Consider the following 20,289-nt stretch of genomic DNA (forward strand, 5'->3'; position numbering starts at 1 on the left):
AATAAGAGAAATCTCTTATTCTAATAATATTTTAGGATAAAGATTGTGTGTAAAAAAGATATTATAAAACTTATTAAAAACCTTATCTTTAAATGTTGTGATAAAATGTTTTTCTTTATTGATGACCCACAACAAAGAATATATACTGTGCCAAGGCTTGAATAGTACTTTCTTAATTTTCATATAAAAATATAAAATATAATTAAGGATTTCAAATGTTAGCTGGAAAATACCAAGATTTCTATAATCAAATAATAAACAAAATACCCCAAGAAATAATATATACAGATGATTTACATACTTTAGCGTATGGAACAGATGCTTCTTTTTATAGACTTATTCCTAAATTGGTTATAAAAGTTGAAAACTCAAAACAAGTAAAAGATATTTTGCAATTAGCTTGTAATATGAAACTAAGTGTTACATTCAGAGCAGCTGGTACCTCGCTTTCTGGACAAGCAATTAGTGATTCAATTTTAGTTATTACTTCAAGAAATTGGACAGATTTTAAAATTGCTGAAGATAAATCACATGTGTCATTATCACCTTCTTTAACAGGAGCACAAGCAAATAATATTTTAGCACCATTTAGTAAAAAAATTGGACCAGATCCAGCTAGTATTAATTCTGCAATGATTGGTGGGATTGCTGCTAATAATGCTTCTGGAATGTGCTGTGGAGTTGCTCAAAACTCATACAAAACATTAAAATCAATGAAACTAGTTTTTAGTGATGGAACACAATTAGATACAGGAAATGAAGATAGCAAAGCAGAGTTTGCAAAAACGCATAAAGAGTTTTTGCAAAGTTTAAAAATGTATGCAAAAAATATAAAAGATGATGAAGAGCTAAGTGCAAAAATTAGAAAAAAATTTAAAATGAAAAATACAACAGGGTATAGTTTAAATGCCCTTGTTGATTTTGAAGATGAATTTGAGATTTTACAACATCTAATTATTGGAAGTGAGGGAACATTAGCTTTTATTAAAGAAGTAACATATTATACAGTTGAAGATTATAAAGATAAAGCAAGTGCATTAGTATATTTTAAAGATGTAAATGAAGCCTGTAAAGCAGTAACAAAATTAAAACTTGAAAAACAGAAAAATATAATAAGTGTTGATGCAGTTGAACTTATGGATAGAGCAGGTCTTGCAAGTATTGAAGATGATCCTAAAATGCCTTCATATATAAAAGAGTTTGATGAAAATGTTACAGCTTTATTAATTGAAACAAGAGCAAAAAGTGATAAAGAGTTAGATACTCAAATTAAGCAAATTGAAGATAGTTTAAAAGAGTTTTCTTTAGCAAAAGAGCTTTATTTTACAAAAGATGTTGAAGAGTATACTCAATATTGGAAGATTAGAAAAGGACTTTTTCCAGCAGTTGGAGCAGTAAGAAAAATAGGTACAACTGTTATTATTGAAGATATTGCATTTCCTATTGAGTATTTAGCAGAAGGAACATTAAAACTTCAAGGATTATTTAAGCAACATAAATACAATGAAGCTTTAATTTTTGGACATGCTTTAGAGGGTAATTTACACTTTGTTTTTACACAAGATTTTTCAACACAAGAAGAGATTCAAAGATATGATGACTTTATGTATGATGTTACACAACTTGTTGCTGTGCAATACCAAGGAAGTTTAAAAGCAGAGCATGGAACAGGTAGAAATATGGCTGCTTTTGTTGAATTAGAGTGGGGTAATACAGCTTATGAAATGATGAAAAAAATTAAAAGCTTATTTGATCCAAATAATATTTTAAATCCAGGGGTAATCATCAATGATGATAAAAAAGCCCACATAAAAAATCTAAAACCACTTCCAAAAACAAATGATTTAGTTGATAAATGTATTGAGTGTGGTTTTTGTGAACCTGTATGTCCATCAAATGTTTTAACATTAACTCCAAGACAAAGAATAGTTATAAATAGAGAAATTTCAAGACTTGAAGATGAAGAACACAATCTAAAAAAAGCAAAAGAGTTAAAACAACTATATCAATATGATGGAATAGAAACATGTGCTACATGTAGTTTATGCTCAACTGCCTGTCCTGTTGGAATTGATACAGGAAGTTTAACAAAGTACTTAAGACATGAACAAGTAAGCAGTACTCAAAATAAAGTTGCAAATGTTATTACAAACAATTTTTCAGCTACATTAACAGGAATGAAGTTTGGTTTAAAAGCAGCAAATTTAACACACACTATTTTAGGTACAAGTTTAATGAGTGGCTTAACATCAGGACTTAGAAAAATATCAAGTGATAAAATTCCAAGATGGAGTGAACATTTACCAAAAGGTATCTCAATAAATACAAGAATTGAGCAAAAAGCAAATAGTTTAAAAGTTGTATATTTCCCATCATGTATTAACAGAACTATGGGATTAAGTAGTGCAAGTAAAGAAGAAAAAGAACTTTTTGATACAACAGTAGAACTACTTCAAAAAGCAGGTTTTGAAATTATATTTCCAAAACAAATTGATAATTTATGCTGTGGTATGCCTTTTTCATCAAAAGGTTTTACAAAACAAGCAAAAATAAAATCAGATGAATTAGAAACAGCACTAAATGAAGCTAGTAATAATGGCCAATATCCAATTCTTTGTGATACTAGTCCTTGTACTAAAAAAATGATGGAGAGTTTTAACTCAAATTTAGATTTATATGAACCAATTGAGTTTGCATTAGAACATTTAGTTGATAAATTAGAGCTTGAAAAAATTGATGAGGCAATTACTATTCATACAACTTGTTCTTCAAGAAAAATGGGATTACATGAAAAGTTTATTAAACTTGCAAATATGTGTTCATCAAAAGTTATAGTTCCCTCAGATGTTACATGCTGTGGATTTGCAGGAGATAGAGGCTTTAGTTATCCAGAACTAAATCAAAGTGCACTAAGAAATCTTCCAAAAAGTGTAAAAGATGCAAAATATGCCTTTTCAACTTCTAAAACTTGTGAGATAGGACTTAGTGAATATTCAGGGATTGATTATAATTCAATTTTTTACTTAATAAATAAGTGTTCAAAGGCTAAATAAAAAGTAATTTTCTTAAATATTTCTTCATAAAAGTGATATTTACTATTTTTTTGGTAAAATATCACTTTTAAGATAAAGGGATTAGATTATGAAAAAGCTATTAGGTATACTTTTATTATCAACAACTATAAGTTTTGCAGGTTTAGTTGATGCAGTTGCATTAGTTGTTAATGATGAACCAATTACACTTTATGATATTGATAAGCGAATGGTTGAATCAAAAGTTAGTAAAAAAGAGGCAGTTAGTTCTTTAATAGATGAAGCATTATATGAGCAATTACTTCAAGAGAAAAATATCAATGTAGATATCTTTGATGTAAATAACTATTTAGAAAAAATTGCAGCATCAAATGGTATGGATTTATATACTTTTAAATCAGTTGTTAAGCAAAAATATAAAAATTATGATGCTTATGAAGATGAAATAAGAAAAAGAATACAAAGAGAGAAATTAATAGGTCAACTTGTAAGAGGGAATCTAAAAATTGCCACTCAAGAAGATTTAAAAATATATTATAAAAATAATAAAAATCAATTTACTACAGCAAAAACGATTGATGTGGTTCAATATGCTTCAAATAATAAAAAAGCATTATTAGAAATTCAAAATAATCCTCTGACTGTAAACAATGAAGTATCAAAAAGTAATATTTCACTTGATCAAGAAAAGTTAAATTCACAAATGAGATTTCTTTTAAATGATACTAAAATAAATCAATTTACACCAATTATCACTGCAGATAAACAATATGTGACTTTATTGGTTACACAAAAGAAAGGTGTTAATACTTTAGCTTTTGAAGATGTAAAAGATAAGATTTTTACAGTATTAATGCAAAAAAGAGAACAAAACTTCTTAAAAGAGTATTTTGAGAAATTAAAACTAACTGCTAATATAAAAGTTGTAAGATAAAAGGAAATAGATGTTTGAAGTTATTATAGGATTAGAAGTACATGTTCAATTAAATACAAATAGTAAACTATTTTGTTCTTGTGCGACAAGTTTTGGTGAAGAACCAAATACAAATGTTTGTCCTACTTGTTTAGGACTTCCAGGAGCACTTCCTGTATTAAATAAAGAAGCAGTTCATAAAGCTATTATGCTAGGAACTGCACTTAAATCACAAATAAATAAAAAATCAATTTTTAATAGAAAAAACTATTTTTATCCAGATTTACCAAGTGGTTATCAAATCTCTCAGTTTGAAGTTCCTGTTGTAGGACTTGGAGAACTTGTTATTGACTTTGAAGATGGAACAAATAAAAAAATTGGAGTTACAAGAGCTCACTTAGAAAATGATGCAGGAAAAAGTATCCATGTAGGGGATGTTTCTCATGTGGATTTAAATAGAGCTGGAACACCACTTCTTGAGATAGTTTCAGAACCTGATATGAGAAGCTCTGAAGAGGCTATTTTATATCTTAAAAAGCTTCATTCTATTGTAAGATACTTGGGTATTAGTGATGCTAATATGCAAGAGGGAAGTTTCAGATGTGATGTAAATGTATCTATTAGACCAAAAGGTGATGATAAGCTTTATACAAGATGCGAAATTAAAAATATGAACTCATTTAAGTTTATTGAAAAAGCAATTAAATATGAAGTTCAAAGACAAATTGAAGCTTGGGAAGATGGTTTTTATGAAAAAGAAGTAGTTCAAGAAACAAGACTATTTGATCCAGAAAAAGGTGAAACTAGATCTATGAGAGGTAAAGAAGATGCTGCTGATTATAGATATTTCCCAGATCCAGATCTTTTGCCTGTTATTATTACAGATGAAATGATGGAAAAATATTCAAAAATTCCTGAACTTCCAGATGAGAAAAAAGCTAGATTTGTAAGTGATTTCAAAATTAAAGATTATGATGCATCTGTTATTACTTCTTCATTAGAAACTGCAAACTTCTTTGATGAAATGATGGAAGAGAATATCAGTGGTAAAAATGCAGCAACATGGTTAACTGTTGAGTTACCAGCAAGATTTGGAGAGGGTGTAAGCTTAGAAAACTCTCCTGTGAAAGCTAAAAAATTAGCTTCTATTGTAAAAGCAATTGAAGATGGAACTATTTCAGGAAAAGCTGCTAAAGAAGTACTTGATTACTTAATGGAAAAACCTGAGATGCAAGTAGATTCAGTTATTGATGAACTTGGATTAAAACAAGTATCTGATGATGGAGCAATACTTGAAATTATTGATGGGATACTTGCAGCCAATGAAGATAAAGTAGAACAATATAAAAGTGGGAAAGATAAACTATTTGGATTTTTTGTTGGTCAAACAATGAAAGCATCTAAAGGTAGTGCAAATCCACAAAAAGTAAATGAACTTTTAAAACAAAGATTATCATAATGCAAAAAAACTCAGTAGCAGTAATAGGAGCAGGGAAGTGGGGACAAGCACTTCATTTTGCCCTTGGTCAAAAACAAAAGTGTTATATTACTTCAAGAACAAAAAGAGATATAAATAATTTTGTAGATTTAAATACAGCTCTGAGTTGTGAATATCTTATAATAGCTATTCCTGCACAACAAATTAGACAATGGTTAGACGAACACTTTGAGTTTAAAGGCCAAAAAATACTTGTAGCTTCAAAAGGTATTGAAGCTAGTACAGGAAAGTTCTTAAATGAAATATATGAAGAGTTTATTCCTAGTGAAAACTTAGGTTTTATTTCAGGACCTTCTTTTGCAGCAGAGGTAATAAAAGGCTTACCATGTGCTCTTGTTTTAAATAGTTTAAATAAACAAATTTTTATTGAATTTGAAAAACTATTCCCTGATTTTATTAAAACATATTATAGTGATGATGTTATAGGTGCAGAAATATGTGGTGCTTATAAAAATGTACTTGCAATTGCAAGTGGAATATGTGAGGGAATGAATCTTGGAAATAATGCAAGGGTTTCATTAATCTCAAGAGGCTTAGTAGAAATGCAAAGATTTGGTAGCCATTTTGGTGCAAAAATGGAAACATTTATTGGATTAAGTGGTGCAGGGGATCTTTTTTTAACTGCGAGTAGTGAATTGAGTCGTAATTTTAGAGTAGGGCTTGGACTTGCAAATAATAAAACACTTGATGAAATACTAGAAGAATTAGGAGAAGTAGCAGAGGGCGTTAAAACATCTTATGCAATTAATTCTTTAAATAAAAAGCATAAAATTTATACGCCAATAGCAAATGAAGTCTACTCTATATTAGAGGGTAAAAATCCAAAGGATAGTTTAAAAGATTTATTAAAAGATTAAAAGAGTAATAATGAGTGATGTAAAATTATATACAAAAAAGTATTTAATCTTAGTCTTTTTATTTATCATAAGCTTATGTGTATATATTTATATTGTTTACTCAAATTATACTAGCAATAAAGAGTTTTTATTAAACTCAACCACTCAAAATCAAATAAAACTTGTAAAAGCGTATAAATCAAAAATTGATGAAAAACTTTTACAGAAAAAAAGAATTATAAAATCAACTGCAAATTATATAAAGAAAAAAGATAGAGAAAAAAATTATACTCTTATAAAAGAAACATTAGCTTTAGCTATTTTAAATGGGGATTTTAGAAGTGTATATATAGGTTATTATGATGATTATTTTATTACAGGTATTAATTGGATAGCACCAAGTTGGTATAAAGTAACAAAAAGAAAATGGTACAAACAAGTAGAACAAGCAAAATCTATAGTTGTTACAAAACCATATTTGGATTCAGATTTAGATTCAAATGTTATTTCAATTGCAACACCATTATTTGTAAATGACAAACTATATGCTGTATTATCAAGTGATATAAAAATCGATGATTTTAGACATGATATTTTATCTTTATTACCTGTAAAAGAAGGTTTTGCCTTTATGATGTCAAATGACGGTGATGTTGTATTGCAACCTAAAAAATTTAGTTTTAATATTGATGAAAAATTTTTAAAACAAATAAGCAAAGATTTCTCACAAAATTCATCGGGAGTGAATATATATAAAATAGAAGGTGAGAATTATATATTCACTTATGACTCTTTAGAAAATAGTGATTGGATATTTATCACCGTATTAAGTGAAAAGAAAATTTTCCAAAATATAAATAAAGAATTATTCAAAAATCTTTTAATTGCTGCGTTTTTAATGTTAGTTGGAATATTAGTAGTAATTTATCTATCTTCTATTCAAAGAAAACTTTTAAGAAATAAAAATTTATTGGAACTATTTGCTAAAAGCTCTAGTTGGGGAGTTTTAATGACTGATAAAGAAGGGCATATAGTTTTTATAAATAAATTTTATGAAAAAATATTTTCACTTGGAAACAAATCTTTATATGAAAAAAATATCTTGAAGATACCTCATAGAATAGGACAAAAAAACTATTTTGATAAAGATACACACTTTTTTAATTTAGCAAAACAAAATCCTGAAAATATAGCAACTTATAAAATCGGTGATGAACAAATCTATAATTTTCAAGTTACTCCTTTATTAAAAGCGAATCGTTATTTTGAGGGAATTATTGTAACAGTAAATAATATTACAAATGAAAGATTAATAGAAAAAAATAAACTAAAACAAGAAAAGATATTTATACAAAATAGTAAGATGATTGCTTTAGGAGAAATGGTTAGCGCAATTTCACATCAATGGAAACAACCTTTAAGCTCACTTCTTCTTCTAATAAATAATATTGATGAAAAGATTCAAGAAAAAGATTTTGAAGATATAGATGAATACATTTCTCGTTCTAGAACAAATATAGAATTAATGAGTGAAACTATGGATGCTTTTAGAAGTTTTTATAAGGAACAACTAAAGCAAAAAGAGTTTGATTTAGTTCAAACAATAGATGAAATAATAAATATTAGTTCAGCTTTGATTAAAATGAACTCAATTTCTATAAATTTTTACTATAATAAAGAGTATAACTATAAAATTTATGGTTATCCAACATACTTAAAGCAAGTAATATTAAATTTAATATCTAATTCAAAAGATGCACTTGTAGAAAAGATTAATGATAGTGATTTTGACAAAGCACAAATTTCTATTTATTTAGAAAAGCATGATAATAATATTATAATAAGATTTGAAGATAATGGAAATGGAGTAGATTCATCAAAAATAATAGATATCTTTAACTCTTCATTTACAACAAAAGGTGATAAGGGTACAGGGACAGGCTTGCATTTATGTAAACTTTTAATAGAAGATAAAATGGATGGAAAGATTTTTCTTGAAAGCAATAAAAATCCAACTTCTTTTGTAATTGAATTAAAGGAAAGTAGATGATTAGAAAACTTGAAAATATTCTAAAAAGCACAAAGGTTTTACTTGTTGAAGATGAAGAAGATTTAAGGTTTATAATTCAGCGTTCCATTTATAAATATGTAAATAGTATAGTAGAAGCAAAGAATGGAGCAGAAGGCTTAGAAAAGTTTCTTTCACATGATATTGATTTAATACTTTCTGATATAAATATGCAAAAGATGAGTGGACTTAAGATGTTGAAAAAAATAAGAGAATATAACTCAACTATTCCTGTGATTTTTTTAACTGCATATGATACAGATGAAAATATTCTTGATGCGATAAATCTTACAAATAGTTTTTTACTTAAAAAACCTTTTGAGAAAAAACAACTACTTACAACTATTCAAATGGTTATGGGACAACAAAATATCAATGAAGAGATAATAGAATTAGGTGAAGGTTTCTCATATTCAGTAAAAAATAAAGAATTATTTTACAAAGAAGAATTAATTTCATTAACAAAGTTAGAAAAAAAACTCTTAGAAGTATTAGTACATAATAAAACGCATGTTGTAACATATGAAATGATTGAAAACTTTGTATGGCAAGAAAAAGGTGCTACTCAAGAGGTTATAAGAGCATACATAAAAAAACTTCGTAAAAAAACTTATCAAGAACTTATTGAAAATATCCAAGGTATTGGATACTTACTTAAAATCTAAATAGAATAAAAAATTCATAGTTTATTCACACTTTACTTATACAATAACTTTAAGTAAAAAAATTAAGGAAAAACTATGAAAAAGAGAAGCTTAATCTTAATTGGTTTAATTTTTTCAAACTCACTACTTTTTGCAGGACAAAATGCTTATTTGAAAAATGATGGGCAAGTATTTATAACTCCAAATGCAAAAAAAGAGATAGGAAAGATTGACACAGCTACACCAGTGGAAGTTTTAAAAGAAAAAGGTAACTTTAAAAAAGTAAAAGTAAGTGGTTGGGCTGCTTATGGTTTTGAAAATGTACTTTTTAAAGATGCAGGGAAAAGAATTTTTTATTTAGTACTTGATGATAACAAAACTATAAAACCAAAAGTTCTAGGAGAAAAAACTGATACATATGATACTGTATGGAAAAATGTATCTTATACATTTTGGGTAAAAAAAGACTCTTTAAGTAAAGATATAGATAGTATTTATGCTAAAGGGAAAGAACTATTTACTAATAGATGTGGAGCGTGTCATGCTGCACCTGAATTAGAGCACTATACAGTAAATCAATGGCCAAGTATTATTAACTCTATGAAACCAAGAGCTGGTTTAACAGATGAAGATATGCAGTTTGTTGTGAAATTTGTTCAAAAACATGGAAAATAAGGAGACATTATGGGAAATATAAAAAGAAGAGAGTTTCTAAAAGGAAGTGGTGCAGCAGCAGCTAGTACACTTTTATTTAGTGATTTATCAGCAAATAGTTTAATTAGTGGTCCAGTTGCAAATAAATCTAAATCTTTAAGTGGTTCTCACTTTGGAGCATTTAGAGCTCATGTAAAAGGTGGACAGTTTACTGGCGTTACAGCTTTTGAAGATGACCCAAACCCATCTCCTATGATTAATGCATTACCAAGTAGAACATATGCAAAAACAAGAGTTGAATATCCAATGGTAAGAGAAGGTTTCTTAAAACATGGACATAAAAGTGATACTTCAAAAAGAGGTTCTGACAAATTTGTAAGAGTTAGTTGGGAAAAGGCACTTGATTTAGTAGCTTCTGAAGTTAAAAGAGTTCAAAAGTCATATGGATATAAAAGTATTTATGCAGGAAGTTATGGTTGGTATTGTACAGGTAAACTTCATAATCCTCAAACATTAATGAATAGAATGATGAAAATATCAGGTGGTTTTGTAGGAAGAATTGGTGATTATTCAACTGCAGCTGCACAAATTATTTTACCTCATGTTTTAGGAAGTATTGAAGTTTATGAGCAACAAACTTCTTGGCCATTAGTTTTAAAACATGCTAAAAATGTAGTTTTTTGGGGTGCAAATCCACTTGTTACTTGTCAAATTGATTGGGATGTATCAGGACATGGAGCTTTTCCTTATTTAGAACAGTTAAAAAAAGCACATAAAAAAGGTCAAGTTGATGTATTCTCTGTTGATCCTGTAAAAAATGATACAGCAATGTATTTTGATTCAAAAATGATACAACCAAAACCTAATACAGATGTTGCAATGATGCTTGGTATGATGTATTATTTACATACTTCAAATCAATATGATAAAGAGTTTATCAAAAAATATACTGTTGGATTTAAAGATTTTGAAGAGTATTTACTTGGAAAAGTAGATAACACTCCAAAAACATTGACATGGGCTTCAAATATTTGTGGAATAAAAGAAAAAGATATTAAAGACTTTGCACAAAAATTAAAAGATGAAAAAAGTATGTTAATGGCTGGATGGGGAGTTCAAAGAGCTGACCATGGAGAGCAATTTCACTGGACTTTAGTTACATTAGCTTGTATGTTAGGTCAAGTAGGAGTACCTGGGTGTGGATTTGGATTTAGTTATCACTACTCAAATGGAGGAACACCAAGTTCATACGCACCAGGTTTAGGTGGAATCTCTACAAACATTAATAGTAGTAAAAATGGTCCTTGGACAAAATATGAGCCATTTAATATTCCTTGTGCAAGAATGGTAGATATGATATCAAATCCTGGTAAAGTTATTGACTTTAATGGTAAAAAAATAGAGTATCCAGAAATTAAAATGGTATATTGGACAAGTGGTAACCCATTTCATCATCATCAAGATAGAAACACAATGATTGAAGCTTGGAAAAAGCTAGAAACATTTATTGTGCATGAACCTTTTTGGACACCAACAGCTAGAATGGCGGACATAGTTCTTCCAGCTACAACTGAAATTGAAAGAAATGATATTGAAATAATTGGTGACTATAATAGTAGCCATATTATTGCTATGAAAAAAGCTATTGACCCAGTTAAAGAATCAAAAGATGATTATGAAATTTGTAGATTAATTAGTAAAAGACTTGGATATGAAGAAGAGTTTACAGATGGTAAAAAATCACAAATGGATTGGATTAAAGAGTTTTATAATAACTCAAAAGTTCAAGGTGAAAATAAAGGTATAAAAATGCCTACATTTGAAGAATTCTGGGAAAAAGGATATGTTAAATTTGACGTAAGAGAAGAAGACAAAAACTTTACTAGATATGAAGAATATGTAAAAAATCCAATGCTAAATCCTTTGGGAACACCATCTGGAAAAATCGAAATTAGTTCAAGAGTAATTAAAAAATTCAATTATGATGATTGCTTACATTATCCAAGTTGGATAGAACCAGCTGAATGGTTAGGTTCAGAAGAATCAGAAGAGTATCCATTGCATGTATTATCTCCTCATCCAAAATATAGATTACACTCACAGTTATCTAATACTTGGATAAGAGACTTATATGAAGTAAATGGAAGAGAGCCAATTTGGTTAAATCCAAAAGATGCTAAAAAAAGAGGAATTAAAAACGGAGATATTGTAAAAGTTTACAATAAAAGAGGTTCTACACTTGCAGGTGCAATTGTAACTAAGAATGTTCTTCCAGGTGTTGTTAAAATGGATGAGGGTGGATGGTATGACCCAAAAAATCCAGGTGAAGAGAAAACAATGTGCAAACATGGTGATGTAAATCAACTTACTATTGATAAAGGTACATCAAAACTTGCACAAGGAAATATCTCAAACACAGCTTTAGTTCAAATTGAAAAATATACTAAAGAAGCACCACATATATCAGTTTTTGAAAAACCTTCAATAGTATAAACATATAAAAAGAACAAGTGAAATCAGCTTGTTCTTTTTTAATTAATTAATAGTATGAAAACTTTATAATAGTTTTCATACAAAATAAATCAAAACAAACTCATTAAGCTACAAGTATTTTTTACTTGTAGCTTTTTTTATATAAACTCCCTCAAAATAGTACTTTACACAATTTTTTATCTTTATCGATTTATAGAATATAAAAAATAAAATTTCAAAATTAGCTAATATTAATCTTGACTTATGAACATATGTTCGTTATAATTATGAACATATGTGCATATAGGAAGAAAAAATGAATTGTTGTGGCAGAAAAAGAAAGAGTAGAAATATTAATGCTGATTATTGCAATATCGCATTTAAACCAGCTGGTATAAGAAGAAAATTACTAGAAACAGTAATTATTTATGAAGATGAAATGGAATCAATTAAATTAGCAGATTATGAATCAATGTATCATCAAGATTGTGCTAATAAGATGAATATATCTCGTTCTACTTTTTCAAGATTGATTGAAAGTGCAAGAAAGAAAATTGCGGATGCTTTATTAAATCAAAAAGCCATAAGTGTAGAATCAAGAATTGAAGGATAAAAAATGAGAAATTGTAGAAAACTGAATAATAAAAGTTCTAATCAAGGATTAGGACAAGGTAAAAGAAGAGCTCAAGGAAAAAGACAAAGAAGAGGAGCTCAAGGATTAAAAGAAGGTAGAAATTCAAATAAAATTGAAAATAGTTTTGAATCTTCAATGACTAGAAGATTTCAAAATAGAAATCAATTCTAATGAAAATTACAATTGCTAGTGGAAAGGGTGGTACAGGAAAAACAACTCTTTCTACTAATTTAGCAATGTATCTAAAAAGTAAAAAAGAAGATATTGTTTTAACAGATTTAGATGTTGAAGAACCAAATATTACTCAGTTTTTAAAAGGTGATTTGAAAAATGAGTATCTTTGTAATAAGTTTGTTCCTCAATGGGAAGAAAACAATTGCACCTTATGTGGACATTGTTCCGAAATTTGTAATTTTAATGCAATAGTAACAACAGACAAAAAAGTTTTGATTTTTAATGAACTTTGTCATAGTTGTTTTGCTTGTAGTGAATTATGCCCTACTACATCTTTATTGATGAAACCTACAAAAATAGGTCGAATAAAAGAGTTTTTTAATGAATTTGTTTTCATAGAAGGATGCCTTGATTTAGGGCAAGAAATGGCTATACCTGTTATATCTCAAACTATTTCTTATACAAACAAAAAATTTCAAAAAAGTTTAAATCTTTTTGATGCTCCACCTGGAACTAGTTGTTCTTTTGTGGAAGCTTGCAGACAAAGTGATTTTATTTTTTTAGTTACTGAGCCAACACCTTTTGGTTTAAATGATTTAAAACTGGCAGTTGAAACTTTAAAAGTAATAAAAAAAGAGTTTGCAGTAATTATAAATAGAGATGGAATAGGAAATAGTGAAGTAGAGGATTATTGTAATAAAGAATCAATACAAATAATTACAAAAATCAAAAATGATAAAAATGTTGCAAAATTATATTCTAATGGAAAAATAATATATAACAAAGTTGAACATTTTAAAGAATCATTAGAAGAAATAAGCTCTTTTATAGGAGGTATAAAATGAGGGAAATTGTAATAATTTCTGGAAAAGGTGGTACAGGAAAAAGTTCTATAAGTGCATCTTTTGCGTATTTAGAAAAGAGTAATGCACTTATAACTGATTGTGATGTTGATGCAGCAAATTTACATTTACTTTTGGATGCAGATTTTGAAGAGAGTGAAGAGTTTTATAGTGGTAAACTTGCAGTAATTGATAATGAAGAGTGTCTTAGTTGTGGGGCTTGTTTAAGAGGTTGTAAGTTTGAAGCAATAACAAAAGAAAATAATAAACTAATAGTAGATGCAATTTTATGTGAAGGTTGTGGCTATTGTAGTCAAATTTGTCCAACAGATGCTATTCGTATGAAAGATCAAAAAGCTGGTGATTTATATATTTCAAATATAAAAACTGGTTCAAAATTAGTACATGCAAAACTTGGATTTGGAGCAGAAAATTCAGGAAAACTTGTCTCAAAGGTGAAAAAAGAGGGAAAAGTTTTAGCTTTAAAACAAAATAAAGAGTTTGTCATTACAGATGGAAGTCCAGGTATTGGATGTTCTGTTATTTCAAGTTTAAGTGGGGCAAATTTAGTTGTAATTGTAACAGAAGCTAGTAAGTCTGGTTTTCATGATTTGCAAAGAGTAGTTGAACTTGTAAAATCATTTGAACTTGAAGCAATTTGCATAATAAATAAGTATGATTTAAATCAGGAATTATCAGAAAAAATAGAACAATATTTAAAAAGAAAAAAAATAAAAGTTGTTTCAAAACTACCTTATAATGAGATTTTTTCTGAAGCATTAGTTCATTCACAAAGTTTAATAGAGTTTGATAAAGATTGTGAAATCTCTAATCTTATAAATGAGAGTTGGAATGAAATAAAATGGACAATAAGAAGACAAGATAATGAAAATAGTTTTTACAGCAATAAATAAAAGTGAAGATAGCTTAATAGATAGTAGATTTGGTAGAGCAAGTGTATTAGTAGTATATGATGAAGATACTAAAACAAAAGAATTTATATCAAATGATGAAAGTGAGGGCATGAGTCAAGGTGCTGGATTACAAACAGCACAAAAAGTTTTAAAAATAAATCCTGATATGATAATTATAGCAAATGCAATAGGATATAAAACCTTAGATGTCATAAAACAAACAGATATAAAAGTCTATATTGGAGCTATTGATATGACAATAGATGAAGCGTATAAAGCTTTTAAAAATAATAAATTAAAATTACAAAATTAAGGAGTAAAGATGAGATTAATTTTTCCAACAAATGAAAATCAAGGATATTTAAGTAAAAGAGGTGCCCATTTTGGCAAAGCAAAATTCTATACAGTAATTACATTAGAAGATGAAAAAATAGTAGATGTAGAATCTTTGAAAAACCCAGGTCATGAAACAGGTGCTTGTAGTAATGCAATTAGTAATATTCTAAGTTTTAATCCAGATGCCCTAATAGTAGGTGGAATTGGTACAAAACCAGCTGAGGGTTTTAAAGAAGCAGGACTAGATGTATATTTTGATGAAACAAGTAAAACTGTCGAAGATAGTATTAAACTGTTTTTATCAAATAAATTAGAAAAAAGTGTAGGAAAAGGTACTTGCAGTGTACATTAGGAGTTTTTGTGTATAATTTACATAAAAAATAATATAAAGAATTTTTATGGTAACTATCTCTTTTTTAAATTTATCAATAATGCTCTTGCCTTTAGCTTTTGTAGGCTTTTTCTATTATAGATATACAAGTGATAAAAAAGAGATAGCTTATGCAAGCTTAAGAATGGTTTTACAGTTGACATTAATAGGCTACGTATTAATTTTTATATTTAAAACAAAAGATTTACTTATTGGTTCTTTTATTCTTCTTTTTATGCTTGTATTTGCAACTTTTATTATTTTAAGAGTAACCAAAGACAAAAGTCTTAAAAACTATATGCATATATTTATAGCTACTTTTATTTCATCATTTATACATCTTTTTTTAATTATTGTAGTGGTTTTAGATTTAGATAGTTTGTATGAGCCAAGATATGTTATTCCTATTGCTGGGATGATATTTGCAAACTCAATGAATGTTATTTCTTTAGCTATTGAAAGATTTGAAAAAGAGTTAAGTAGAAATGAAAGCTTTAAAAAAGCAAGAGAAATAAGCTTTAAAGCCTCTATGATTCCTCAAATAAACTCACTTTTAGCCGTAGGTTTAGTGGCTTTGCCTGGTATGATGACAGGACAAATTTTATCAGGAGTTGATCCTTTAATTGCTGTAAGATATCAAATCATGATTATGATAATGGCAATATCCAGTGGAGGAATGGCAACTATTTTTTATTATATACTAAAATCAAAAATTATTTTTAAAAAGTAAGATTTTACACGATAAATCCATACTATTTTTATATATTTAAATAAAAATGGTTGAAAAAATGAAAATATTATTACTTGAAGACGATATGATCTTAAATGAGATAATTGAAGAGTATTTACTTGAAAATAAATATGATGTAAAGGCAACTACTAACTCACAAGAGGCTTTAGAGTTAATCTATGATAATCTTTTTGATATTTTACTTTTAGATGTTAATGTCCCTTATCTAAATGGATTTTCCCTTTTAAAAAAATTAAGAAAAAACTCAATATATGTACCCACAATTTTTATTACTTCAAAAAATCAAGCAGATGATATGCAAGAGGGCTTTGATGCTGGTTGTGATGACTATATTAAAAAGCCTTTTAATTTAGATGAGTTAAATTTAAGAATTAAAAACTTAAAAAGACTATATAGTATTGACTCAACTTTTGTAAAAATAGCACCTAATCTTTGTTATGATGTGAGCAATAGAATAATTTTAAAAGATGAGGTGAAGTATCAACTTTCAAAGATGGAAGCAAAAGTATTTGAGTATCTTTATAAAAACAAAAATAGAGCAGTATCAATAGAAGAAATAGGATTAAATAACTGGGTTTATGATGATATACCAATTGATACTACAATTAGAACATATATTAAAAATTTAAGAAAAATTGTGGGAAAAGAGACAATAGAGACTATAAAAAGTATTGGTTATAAATTAAAGACAGCATAAAAGCTGTCTTTATCCAGAATATTTAGCTGTTTTATTTAAATCTTCTAATAATCTATCATAATTTGTTTGTTTTATATTAGATTGAGAATCTTTTTTTGCAAAATTTTTATGCATCTTAATGCATAACTCTTTTGTCATTGCACCTTTCATGCTTTGCATATTATGGTGACTCATATTTGAAGCAAAAAGTGCGCTTGTAAATAAAGCTGTTCCTAAAATTGTAACTGTAAGTTTTTTCATCATACATCCTTTTTCTTGATTTGTAGTATGATTTTAGTAGTTTAATATGGAAAGAATATGGAAAAACTAAAAGTCTTCAATTAAGAAGACTTTTTAGACAGAAATATTAGTTTCTAAAATTTTATCTGTTTTTTTAAGAGCTAATATAAAAAATATTGCTGGAATAACTATAAGTGTTAAGAATGCTGAAGATATCATTCCTCCAATCATAGGTGCAGCAATTCTTTGCATTACTTCACTTCCCACACCATTTATATACATAATAGGTATAAGTCCACCTAAAATAGCAAATAAAGTCATAAGTTTAGGTCTTAATCTTAAAACGGCACCTTTAAAAACTGCATGAAAGATATGCTCTTTTGTAAACTTTATACCTTTATTTTTAAGTTCAAGCATTGCTTCATGTAAATATACAAGCATAACTATTGAAGTTTCAGCTGCAACTCCAAGTAATGCAAGAAATCCTACAATAACTGCGATTGAAATATTGAAGTTTAAATACTCTAAATAAAATACTCCTCCTGTTAATGCAAAAGGAAGTGTAAAGAAGATAATTAGTGTATATGTGATATTTCTTAATGCAAAATAGATTAAAATAAATATAATCATCAAAGTAAAAGGAATAATATATGTAAGTCTTTGCATAGCAGATTCTAAATATTCACTTTGACCTGCCCATTCAAAAAAGTAACCACTTGGTAGCTTTATCTCTTCTAAAAGCTCTTTAGCACCATCCTTATACTCTTTCGCACTAACCCCACTTTTAGGTGTAATATATATAAAGTTTACATTTAAAGCTTTTTCTGATTTTATAACAGATGGCCCCTCTTCATATTTTAATTTTGCAAATAGTTTTAAAGGTTGAAATCCAAGTTTTGTTTTAATTTGAAGATTTTCTAAACTTGCAATATCTTCTCTTTGTGTTGTTTCATATCTTAAACTAATAGGATATCTTTCTAAATCTTTATAGAAAGTAGAAACTTCTGCTCCACTTACACCAAAAGAGATAGTATTTAATACATCATCTTTTGTAATAGAGTATCTTGATAACATTTTATCATCGATTTTTATATTTAAATAATATCCAGAGTTTATTTTATCAGATGATACTGCAAGAGTTTTATCATATTTTTTTAATTTTTGCTCAATTTTAAGTGCTACATTTTCCAATGTTTCATGGTCATTTCCATATAATTTTATTCCAAGTGGAGTTCTAATCCCTGTTAAAAGCATATCTATTCTTCCTCTAATAGGATAAGTCCATGAATTAGTAAGTCCAGCAATTCTTAGTTTTTCATCCATTTCTTGCATAAGTTTTTTATATGTCATGCCTTCTCTCCACTTCTCTTGTGGCTTTAAAGTTATAATTGTTTCAATCATTGCAAGTGGAGCAGGGTCAGTTGCTGTGTCTGCTCTTCCTGCTTTTCCAAATACAGTTTCAACTTCAGGGAAAGATTTCAGAATTTTATCTGTTTTTTGAGTTAACTCTTTTGATAAATCAATTCCAAGTCCATAAGGAGTTACAGGCATATACATAAAAGTTTGCTCATTCATCATTGGCATAAATTCCCAGTTTTGTTTTTTATAAACAGGGTATGCTAATATTATAGTTGCTAAAAATAGGGCTACAATTACATATCTAAATCTAAGTGAGAGTTTTAAAAGTGGTGAATAAAGCTTTACAAAGAATCTATTTAGTATATTTTTGTCTTCACTTAAAATCTTGCCTTTTATAAAAAATATCATTAAAATAGGTACCACTGTAATTGATAAAATAGCTCCACTAACCATCGCAAAAGTTTTTGTAAATGCAAGGGGAGTAAATAATCTTCCCTCTTGTCCTGTTAATGCAAAGATTGGTAAAAAAGATACAACAACTAAAATTAAAGCAAAGAAAATAGGGCGACCTACTTGTTTTGCTGATTTTATAATAATTTCAATCCTTTGTTTATTTGAAATATCTTCTTTTCCTTGTAAATGTTTATGGGCATTTTCTACCATTACAATAGTTGCATCAACCATAGCTCCAATTGCTATTGCAATACCACCTAAACTCATAATATTTGAACCCATTCCAAATATCTTCATAAACAAAAAAGTTAAAAGTACAGTAATAGGAAGAGTAATTATTATAATTAATGCAGATCTTGCATGAAATAAAAATAAAGCAGTAACTACCATTACTATAATAGACTCTTCTATTAATGTAGATTTTAAAGTATCAATGGCTTTATCAATTAGTGAGCTTCTATCATATGTCTCAACTACTTCAACTCCATCAATTTTAAGTGTTTCAATCTTTTTTTTCACATTTTTAATTACTTTATATGGATTCTCTCCATACCTTACAACTACAATACCACCAACAGTTTCACCTTGACCGTTTAAATCAGCCATTCCTCTTCTACTTGCTGAACTTATATTAACACTTGCAATATCTTTTATTTTTAAAGGGATATTATTTTGAGTTTTTATAGTGATATTTTCAATATCATAAACACTTTGTAAATAGCCTTTTGCTGTAATTAAGTGTTCATAACCATTCTCTAAGATTATTCTTCCACCTTTGTCATTATTGCTTTTTTCAAGGGCTTTTTTTATCTCGTCAATACCTATATTGTATTGCACCATTTTATTTTGATTTAAAGTAATTTCATAATTTTTTATAAATCCACCAATTGAAGCAATTTCACTAACTCCATCTACACCTAAAAGTGCAAATTTATAGTAATAATCTTGTAATGTTTTTAGCTCATCTAAACTTTTTGTATCAGATTTTAATGCATACTCATAAGCCCAACCAACACCAGTTGCATCTGGACCAATAGTTATTTTTGCATTTGAGGGAAATTCCCCTTGAAGTTGAGATAGTTGCTCTAATATTCTGTTTCTTGATTCATAAAGGTCTGTATTATCTTTAAAAATTATATAAATTAATGCATTTGAAAAAGAACTCATAGCTCTTACTGTTTCAATATTTGGCAAACTCATCAAGTTTGATATAAGAGGATATGAAACTTGCTCTTCAATTGTCTTAGGACTTTGTCCTGCCCATTCTACTTGTACAATTACTTGAGGAGGAGATAAATCAGGCAAGGCATCTAAACTAGTATTTTTAACTGCCCAAAATGAACCTAATGTTAATATTATAATAGAAAAAAGTACTAGAAATTTGTTTTTTATACTATATGAGATTATATTTTCAACCATAATT

Annotated in this window: 18 protein-coding genes; 16 read left to right on the plus strand and 2 right to left on the minus strand. The window is 28.0% G+C overall.

Features of this window, described 5'->3' with window-relative positions; genetic code table 11:
• Positions 1-215: 215 nt before the first annotated feature.
• The 16 genes from AMRN_RS00380 (at position 216) to AMRN_RS00455 (ending at position 16,835) form a co-directional block, all read left to right on the plus strand.
• Positions 216-3,053 carry an FAD-binding and (Fe-S)-binding domain-containing protein gene (locus tag AMRN_RS00380; RefSeq protein WP_099311413.1) on the plus strand — a complete coding sequence of 946 codons (2,838 nt, stop codon included), beginning with the start codon at positions 216-218 and terminating at the stop codon, positions 3,051-3,053.
• A gap of 88 nt (positions 3,054-3,141) precedes the next feature.
• The gene (locus tag AMRN_RS00385) at positions 3,142-3,966 is read left to right on the plus strand and encodes a peptidylprolyl isomerase (protein ID WP_099311412.1); all 825 of its coding nucleotides are present in this window, start codon (positions 3,142-3,144) and stop codon (positions 3,964-3,966) included.
• Between the two features lie 10 nt (positions 3,967-3,976).
• Positions 3,977-5,404: an Asp-tRNA(Asn)/Glu-tRNA(Gln) amidotransferase subunit GatB gene (gene gatB, locus AMRN_RS00390; protein ID WP_099311411.1), complete on the plus strand. Its 1,428-nt coding sequence runs from the start codon at positions 3,977-3,979 to the stop codon at positions 5,402-5,404.
• Positions 5,404-6,300: an NAD(P)H-dependent glycerol-3-phosphate dehydrogenase gene (locus AMRN_RS00395; RefSeq protein ID WP_099311410.1), complete on the plus strand. Its 897-nt coding sequence runs from the start codon at positions 5,404-5,406 to the stop codon at positions 6,298-6,300. Before gatB ends, AMRN_RS00395 begins: the two co-directional genes overlap by 1 nt.
• 10 nt (positions 6,301-6,310) lie before the next feature.
• Positions 6,311-8,329, plus strand: coding sequence for a sensor histidine kinase (locus tag AMRN_RS00400; protein ID WP_099311409.1), 2,019 nt, complete (start codon positions 6,311-6,313; stop codon positions 8,327-8,329).
• The gene (locus AMRN_RS00405) at positions 8,326-9,012 is read left to right on the plus strand and encodes a response regulator transcription factor (RefSeq protein ID WP_099311408.1); all 687 of its coding nucleotides are present in this window, start codon (positions 8,326-8,328) and stop codon (positions 9,010-9,012) included. The genes AMRN_RS00400 and AMRN_RS00405 overlap by 4 nt, the downstream gene beginning before the upstream one ends.
• Positions 9,013-9,087: 75 nt before the next feature.
• Positions 9,088-9,666, plus strand: a complete 579-nt coding sequence (locus tag AMRN_RS00410) for a hypothetical protein (protein ID WP_099311407.1) — start codon at positions 9,088-9,090, stop codon at positions 9,664-9,666.
• Between the two features lie 9 nt (positions 9,667-9,675).
• Positions 9,676-12,138, plus strand: a complete 2,463-nt coding sequence (gene torA, locus AMRN_RS00415; protein WP_099311406.1) for a trimethylamine-N-oxide reductase TorA — start codon at positions 9,676-9,678, stop codon at positions 12,136-12,138.
• A gap of 295 nt (positions 12,139-12,433) precedes the next feature.
• A complete protein-coding gene (locus AMRN_RS00420; RefSeq protein ID WP_099311405.1) occupies positions 12,434-12,730 on the plus strand; it encodes a DUF134 domain-containing protein in 297 nt (98 codons plus the stop codon).
• A 3-nt stretch (positions 12,731-12,733) separates the two neighbouring features.
• On the plus strand, positions 12,734-12,922 hold the full coding sequence (locus AMRN_RS00425; RefSeq protein ID WP_099311404.1) for a hypothetical protein: 189 nt from the start codon (positions 12,734-12,736) through the stop codon (positions 12,920-12,922).
• On the plus strand, positions 12,922-13,770 hold the full coding sequence (locus AMRN_RS00430; RefSeq protein WP_118897335.1) for a nucleotide-binding protein: 849 nt from the start codon (positions 12,922-12,924) through the stop codon (positions 13,768-13,770). The genes AMRN_RS00425 and AMRN_RS00430 overlap by 1 nt, the downstream gene beginning before the upstream one ends.
• Positions 13,767-14,681: an ATP-binding protein gene (locus AMRN_RS00435; RefSeq protein ID WP_099311403.1), complete on the plus strand. Its 915-nt coding sequence runs from the start codon at positions 13,767-13,769 to the stop codon at positions 14,679-14,681. The genes AMRN_RS00430 and AMRN_RS00435 overlap by 4 nt, the downstream gene beginning before the upstream one ends.
• On the plus strand, positions 14,653-14,994 hold the full coding sequence (locus AMRN_RS00440) for a NifB/NifX family molybdenum-iron cluster-binding protein (protein WP_099311402.1): 342 nt from the start codon (positions 14,653-14,655) through the stop codon (positions 14,992-14,994). Before AMRN_RS00435 ends, AMRN_RS00440 begins: the two co-directional genes overlap by 29 nt.
• A 9-nt stretch (positions 14,995-15,003) precedes the next feature.
• Entirely contained in the window at positions 15,004-15,369 is a 366-nt protein-coding gene (locus tag AMRN_RS00445) for a NifB/NifX family molybdenum-iron cluster-binding protein (protein ID WP_099311401.1), read from the plus strand.
• A 46-nt stretch (positions 15,370-15,415) separates the two neighbouring features.
• The gene (locus AMRN_RS00450; protein ID WP_099311400.1) at positions 15,416-16,117 is read left to right on the plus strand and encodes an ABC transporter permease; all 702 of its coding nucleotides are present in this window, start codon (positions 15,416-15,418) and stop codon (positions 16,115-16,117) included.
• Between the two features lie 58 nt (positions 16,118-16,175).
• Positions 16,176-16,835 carry a response regulator transcription factor gene (locus AMRN_RS00455; RefSeq protein WP_099311399.1) on the plus strand — a complete coding sequence of 220 codons (660 nt, stop codon included), beginning with the start codon at positions 16,176-16,178 and terminating at the stop codon, positions 16,833-16,835.
• A gap of 9 nt (positions 16,836-16,844) precedes the next feature.
• Here the strand turns inward: AMRN_RS00455 and AMRN_RS00460 are convergent, their stop codons facing one another.
• Complete coding sequence (locus AMRN_RS00460; RefSeq protein ID WP_099311398.1) at positions 16,845-17,075, minus strand: hypothetical protein; 231 nt, start codon at positions 17,073-17,075, stop codon at positions 16,845-16,847.
• A 93-nt stretch (positions 17,076-17,168) separates the two neighbouring features.
• Positions 17,169-20,285: an efflux RND transporter permease subunit gene (locus tag AMRN_RS00465; RefSeq protein WP_099311397.1), complete on the minus strand. Its 3,117-nt coding sequence runs from the start codon at positions 20,283-20,285 to the stop codon at positions 17,169-17,171.
• Between the last annotated feature and the right edge of the window lie 4 nt (positions 20,286-20,289).

The organism is Malaciobacter marinus (assembly GCF_003544855.1).
Taxonomy (GTDB): Bacteria; Campylobacterota; Campylobacteria; order Campylobacterales; family Arcobacteraceae; genus Malaciobacter; species Malaciobacter marinus.

Bases quoted from the DNA above. Each gene is read 5' to 3' on its own strand.
- AMRN_RS00380 (WP_099311413.1), top strand. From the start codon at position 216: ATGTTAGCTGGAAAATACCAAGATTTCTATAATCAAATAATAAACAAA.
- AMRN_RS00385 (WP_099311412.1), top strand. From the start codon at position 3,142: ATGAAAAAGCTATTAGGTATACTTTTATTATCAACAACTATAAGTTTT.
- gatB (WP_099311411.1), top strand. From the start codon at position 3,977: ATGTTTGAAGTTATTATAGGATTAGAAGTACATGTTCAATTAAATACA.
- AMRN_RS00395 (WP_099311410.1), top strand. From the start codon at position 5,404: ATGCAAAAAAACTCAGTAGCAGTAATAGGAGCAGGGAAGTGGGGACAA.
- AMRN_RS00400 (WP_099311409.1), top strand. From the start codon at position 6,311: ATGAGTGATGTAAAATTATATACAAAAAAGTATTTAATCTTAGTCTTT.
- AMRN_RS00405 (WP_099311408.1), top strand. From the start codon at position 8,326: ATGATTAGAAAACTTGAAAATATTCTAAAAAGCACAAAGGTTTTACTT.
- AMRN_RS00410 (WP_099311407.1), top strand. From the start codon at position 9,088: ATGAAAAAGAGAAGCTTAATCTTAATTGGTTTAATTTTTTCAAACTCA.
- torA (WP_099311406.1), top strand. From the start codon at position 9,676: ATGGGAAATATAAAAAGAAGAGAGTTTCTAAAAGGAAGTGGTGCAGCA.
- AMRN_RS00420 (WP_099311405.1), top strand. From the start codon at position 12,434: ATGAATTGTTGTGGCAGAAAAAGAAAGAGTAGAAATATTAATGCTGAT.
- AMRN_RS00425 (WP_099311404.1), top strand. From the start codon at position 12,734: ATGAGAAATTGTAGAAAACTGAATAATAAAAGTTCTAATCAAGGATTA.
- AMRN_RS00430 (WP_118897335.1), top strand. From the start codon at position 12,922: ATGAAAATTACAATTGCTAGTGGAAAGGGTGGTACAGGAAAAACAACT.
- AMRN_RS00435 (WP_099311403.1), top strand. From the start codon at position 13,767: ATGAGGGAAATTGTAATAATTTCTGGAAAAGGTGGTACAGGAAAAAGT.
- AMRN_RS00440 (WP_099311402.1), top strand. From the start codon at position 14,653: ATGAAAATAGTTTTTACAGCAATAAATAAAAGTGAAGATAGCTTAATA.
- AMRN_RS00445 (WP_099311401.1), top strand. From the start codon at position 15,004: ATGAGATTAATTTTTCCAACAAATGAAAATCAAGGATATTTAAGTAAA.
- AMRN_RS00450 (WP_099311400.1), top strand. From the start codon at position 15,416: ATGGTAACTATCTCTTTTTTAAATTTATCAATAATGCTCTTGCCTTTA.
- AMRN_RS00455 (WP_099311399.1), top strand. From the start codon at position 16,176: ATGAAAATATTATTACTTGAAGACGATATGATCTTAAATGAGATAATT.
- AMRN_RS00460 (WP_099311398.1), bottom strand. From the start codon at position 17,075: ATGAAAAAACTTACAGTTACAATTTTAGGAACAGCTTTATTTACAAGC.
- AMRN_RS00465 (WP_099311397.1), bottom strand. From the start codon at position 20,285: ATGGTTGAAAATATAATCTCATATAGTATAAAAAACAAATTTCTAGTA.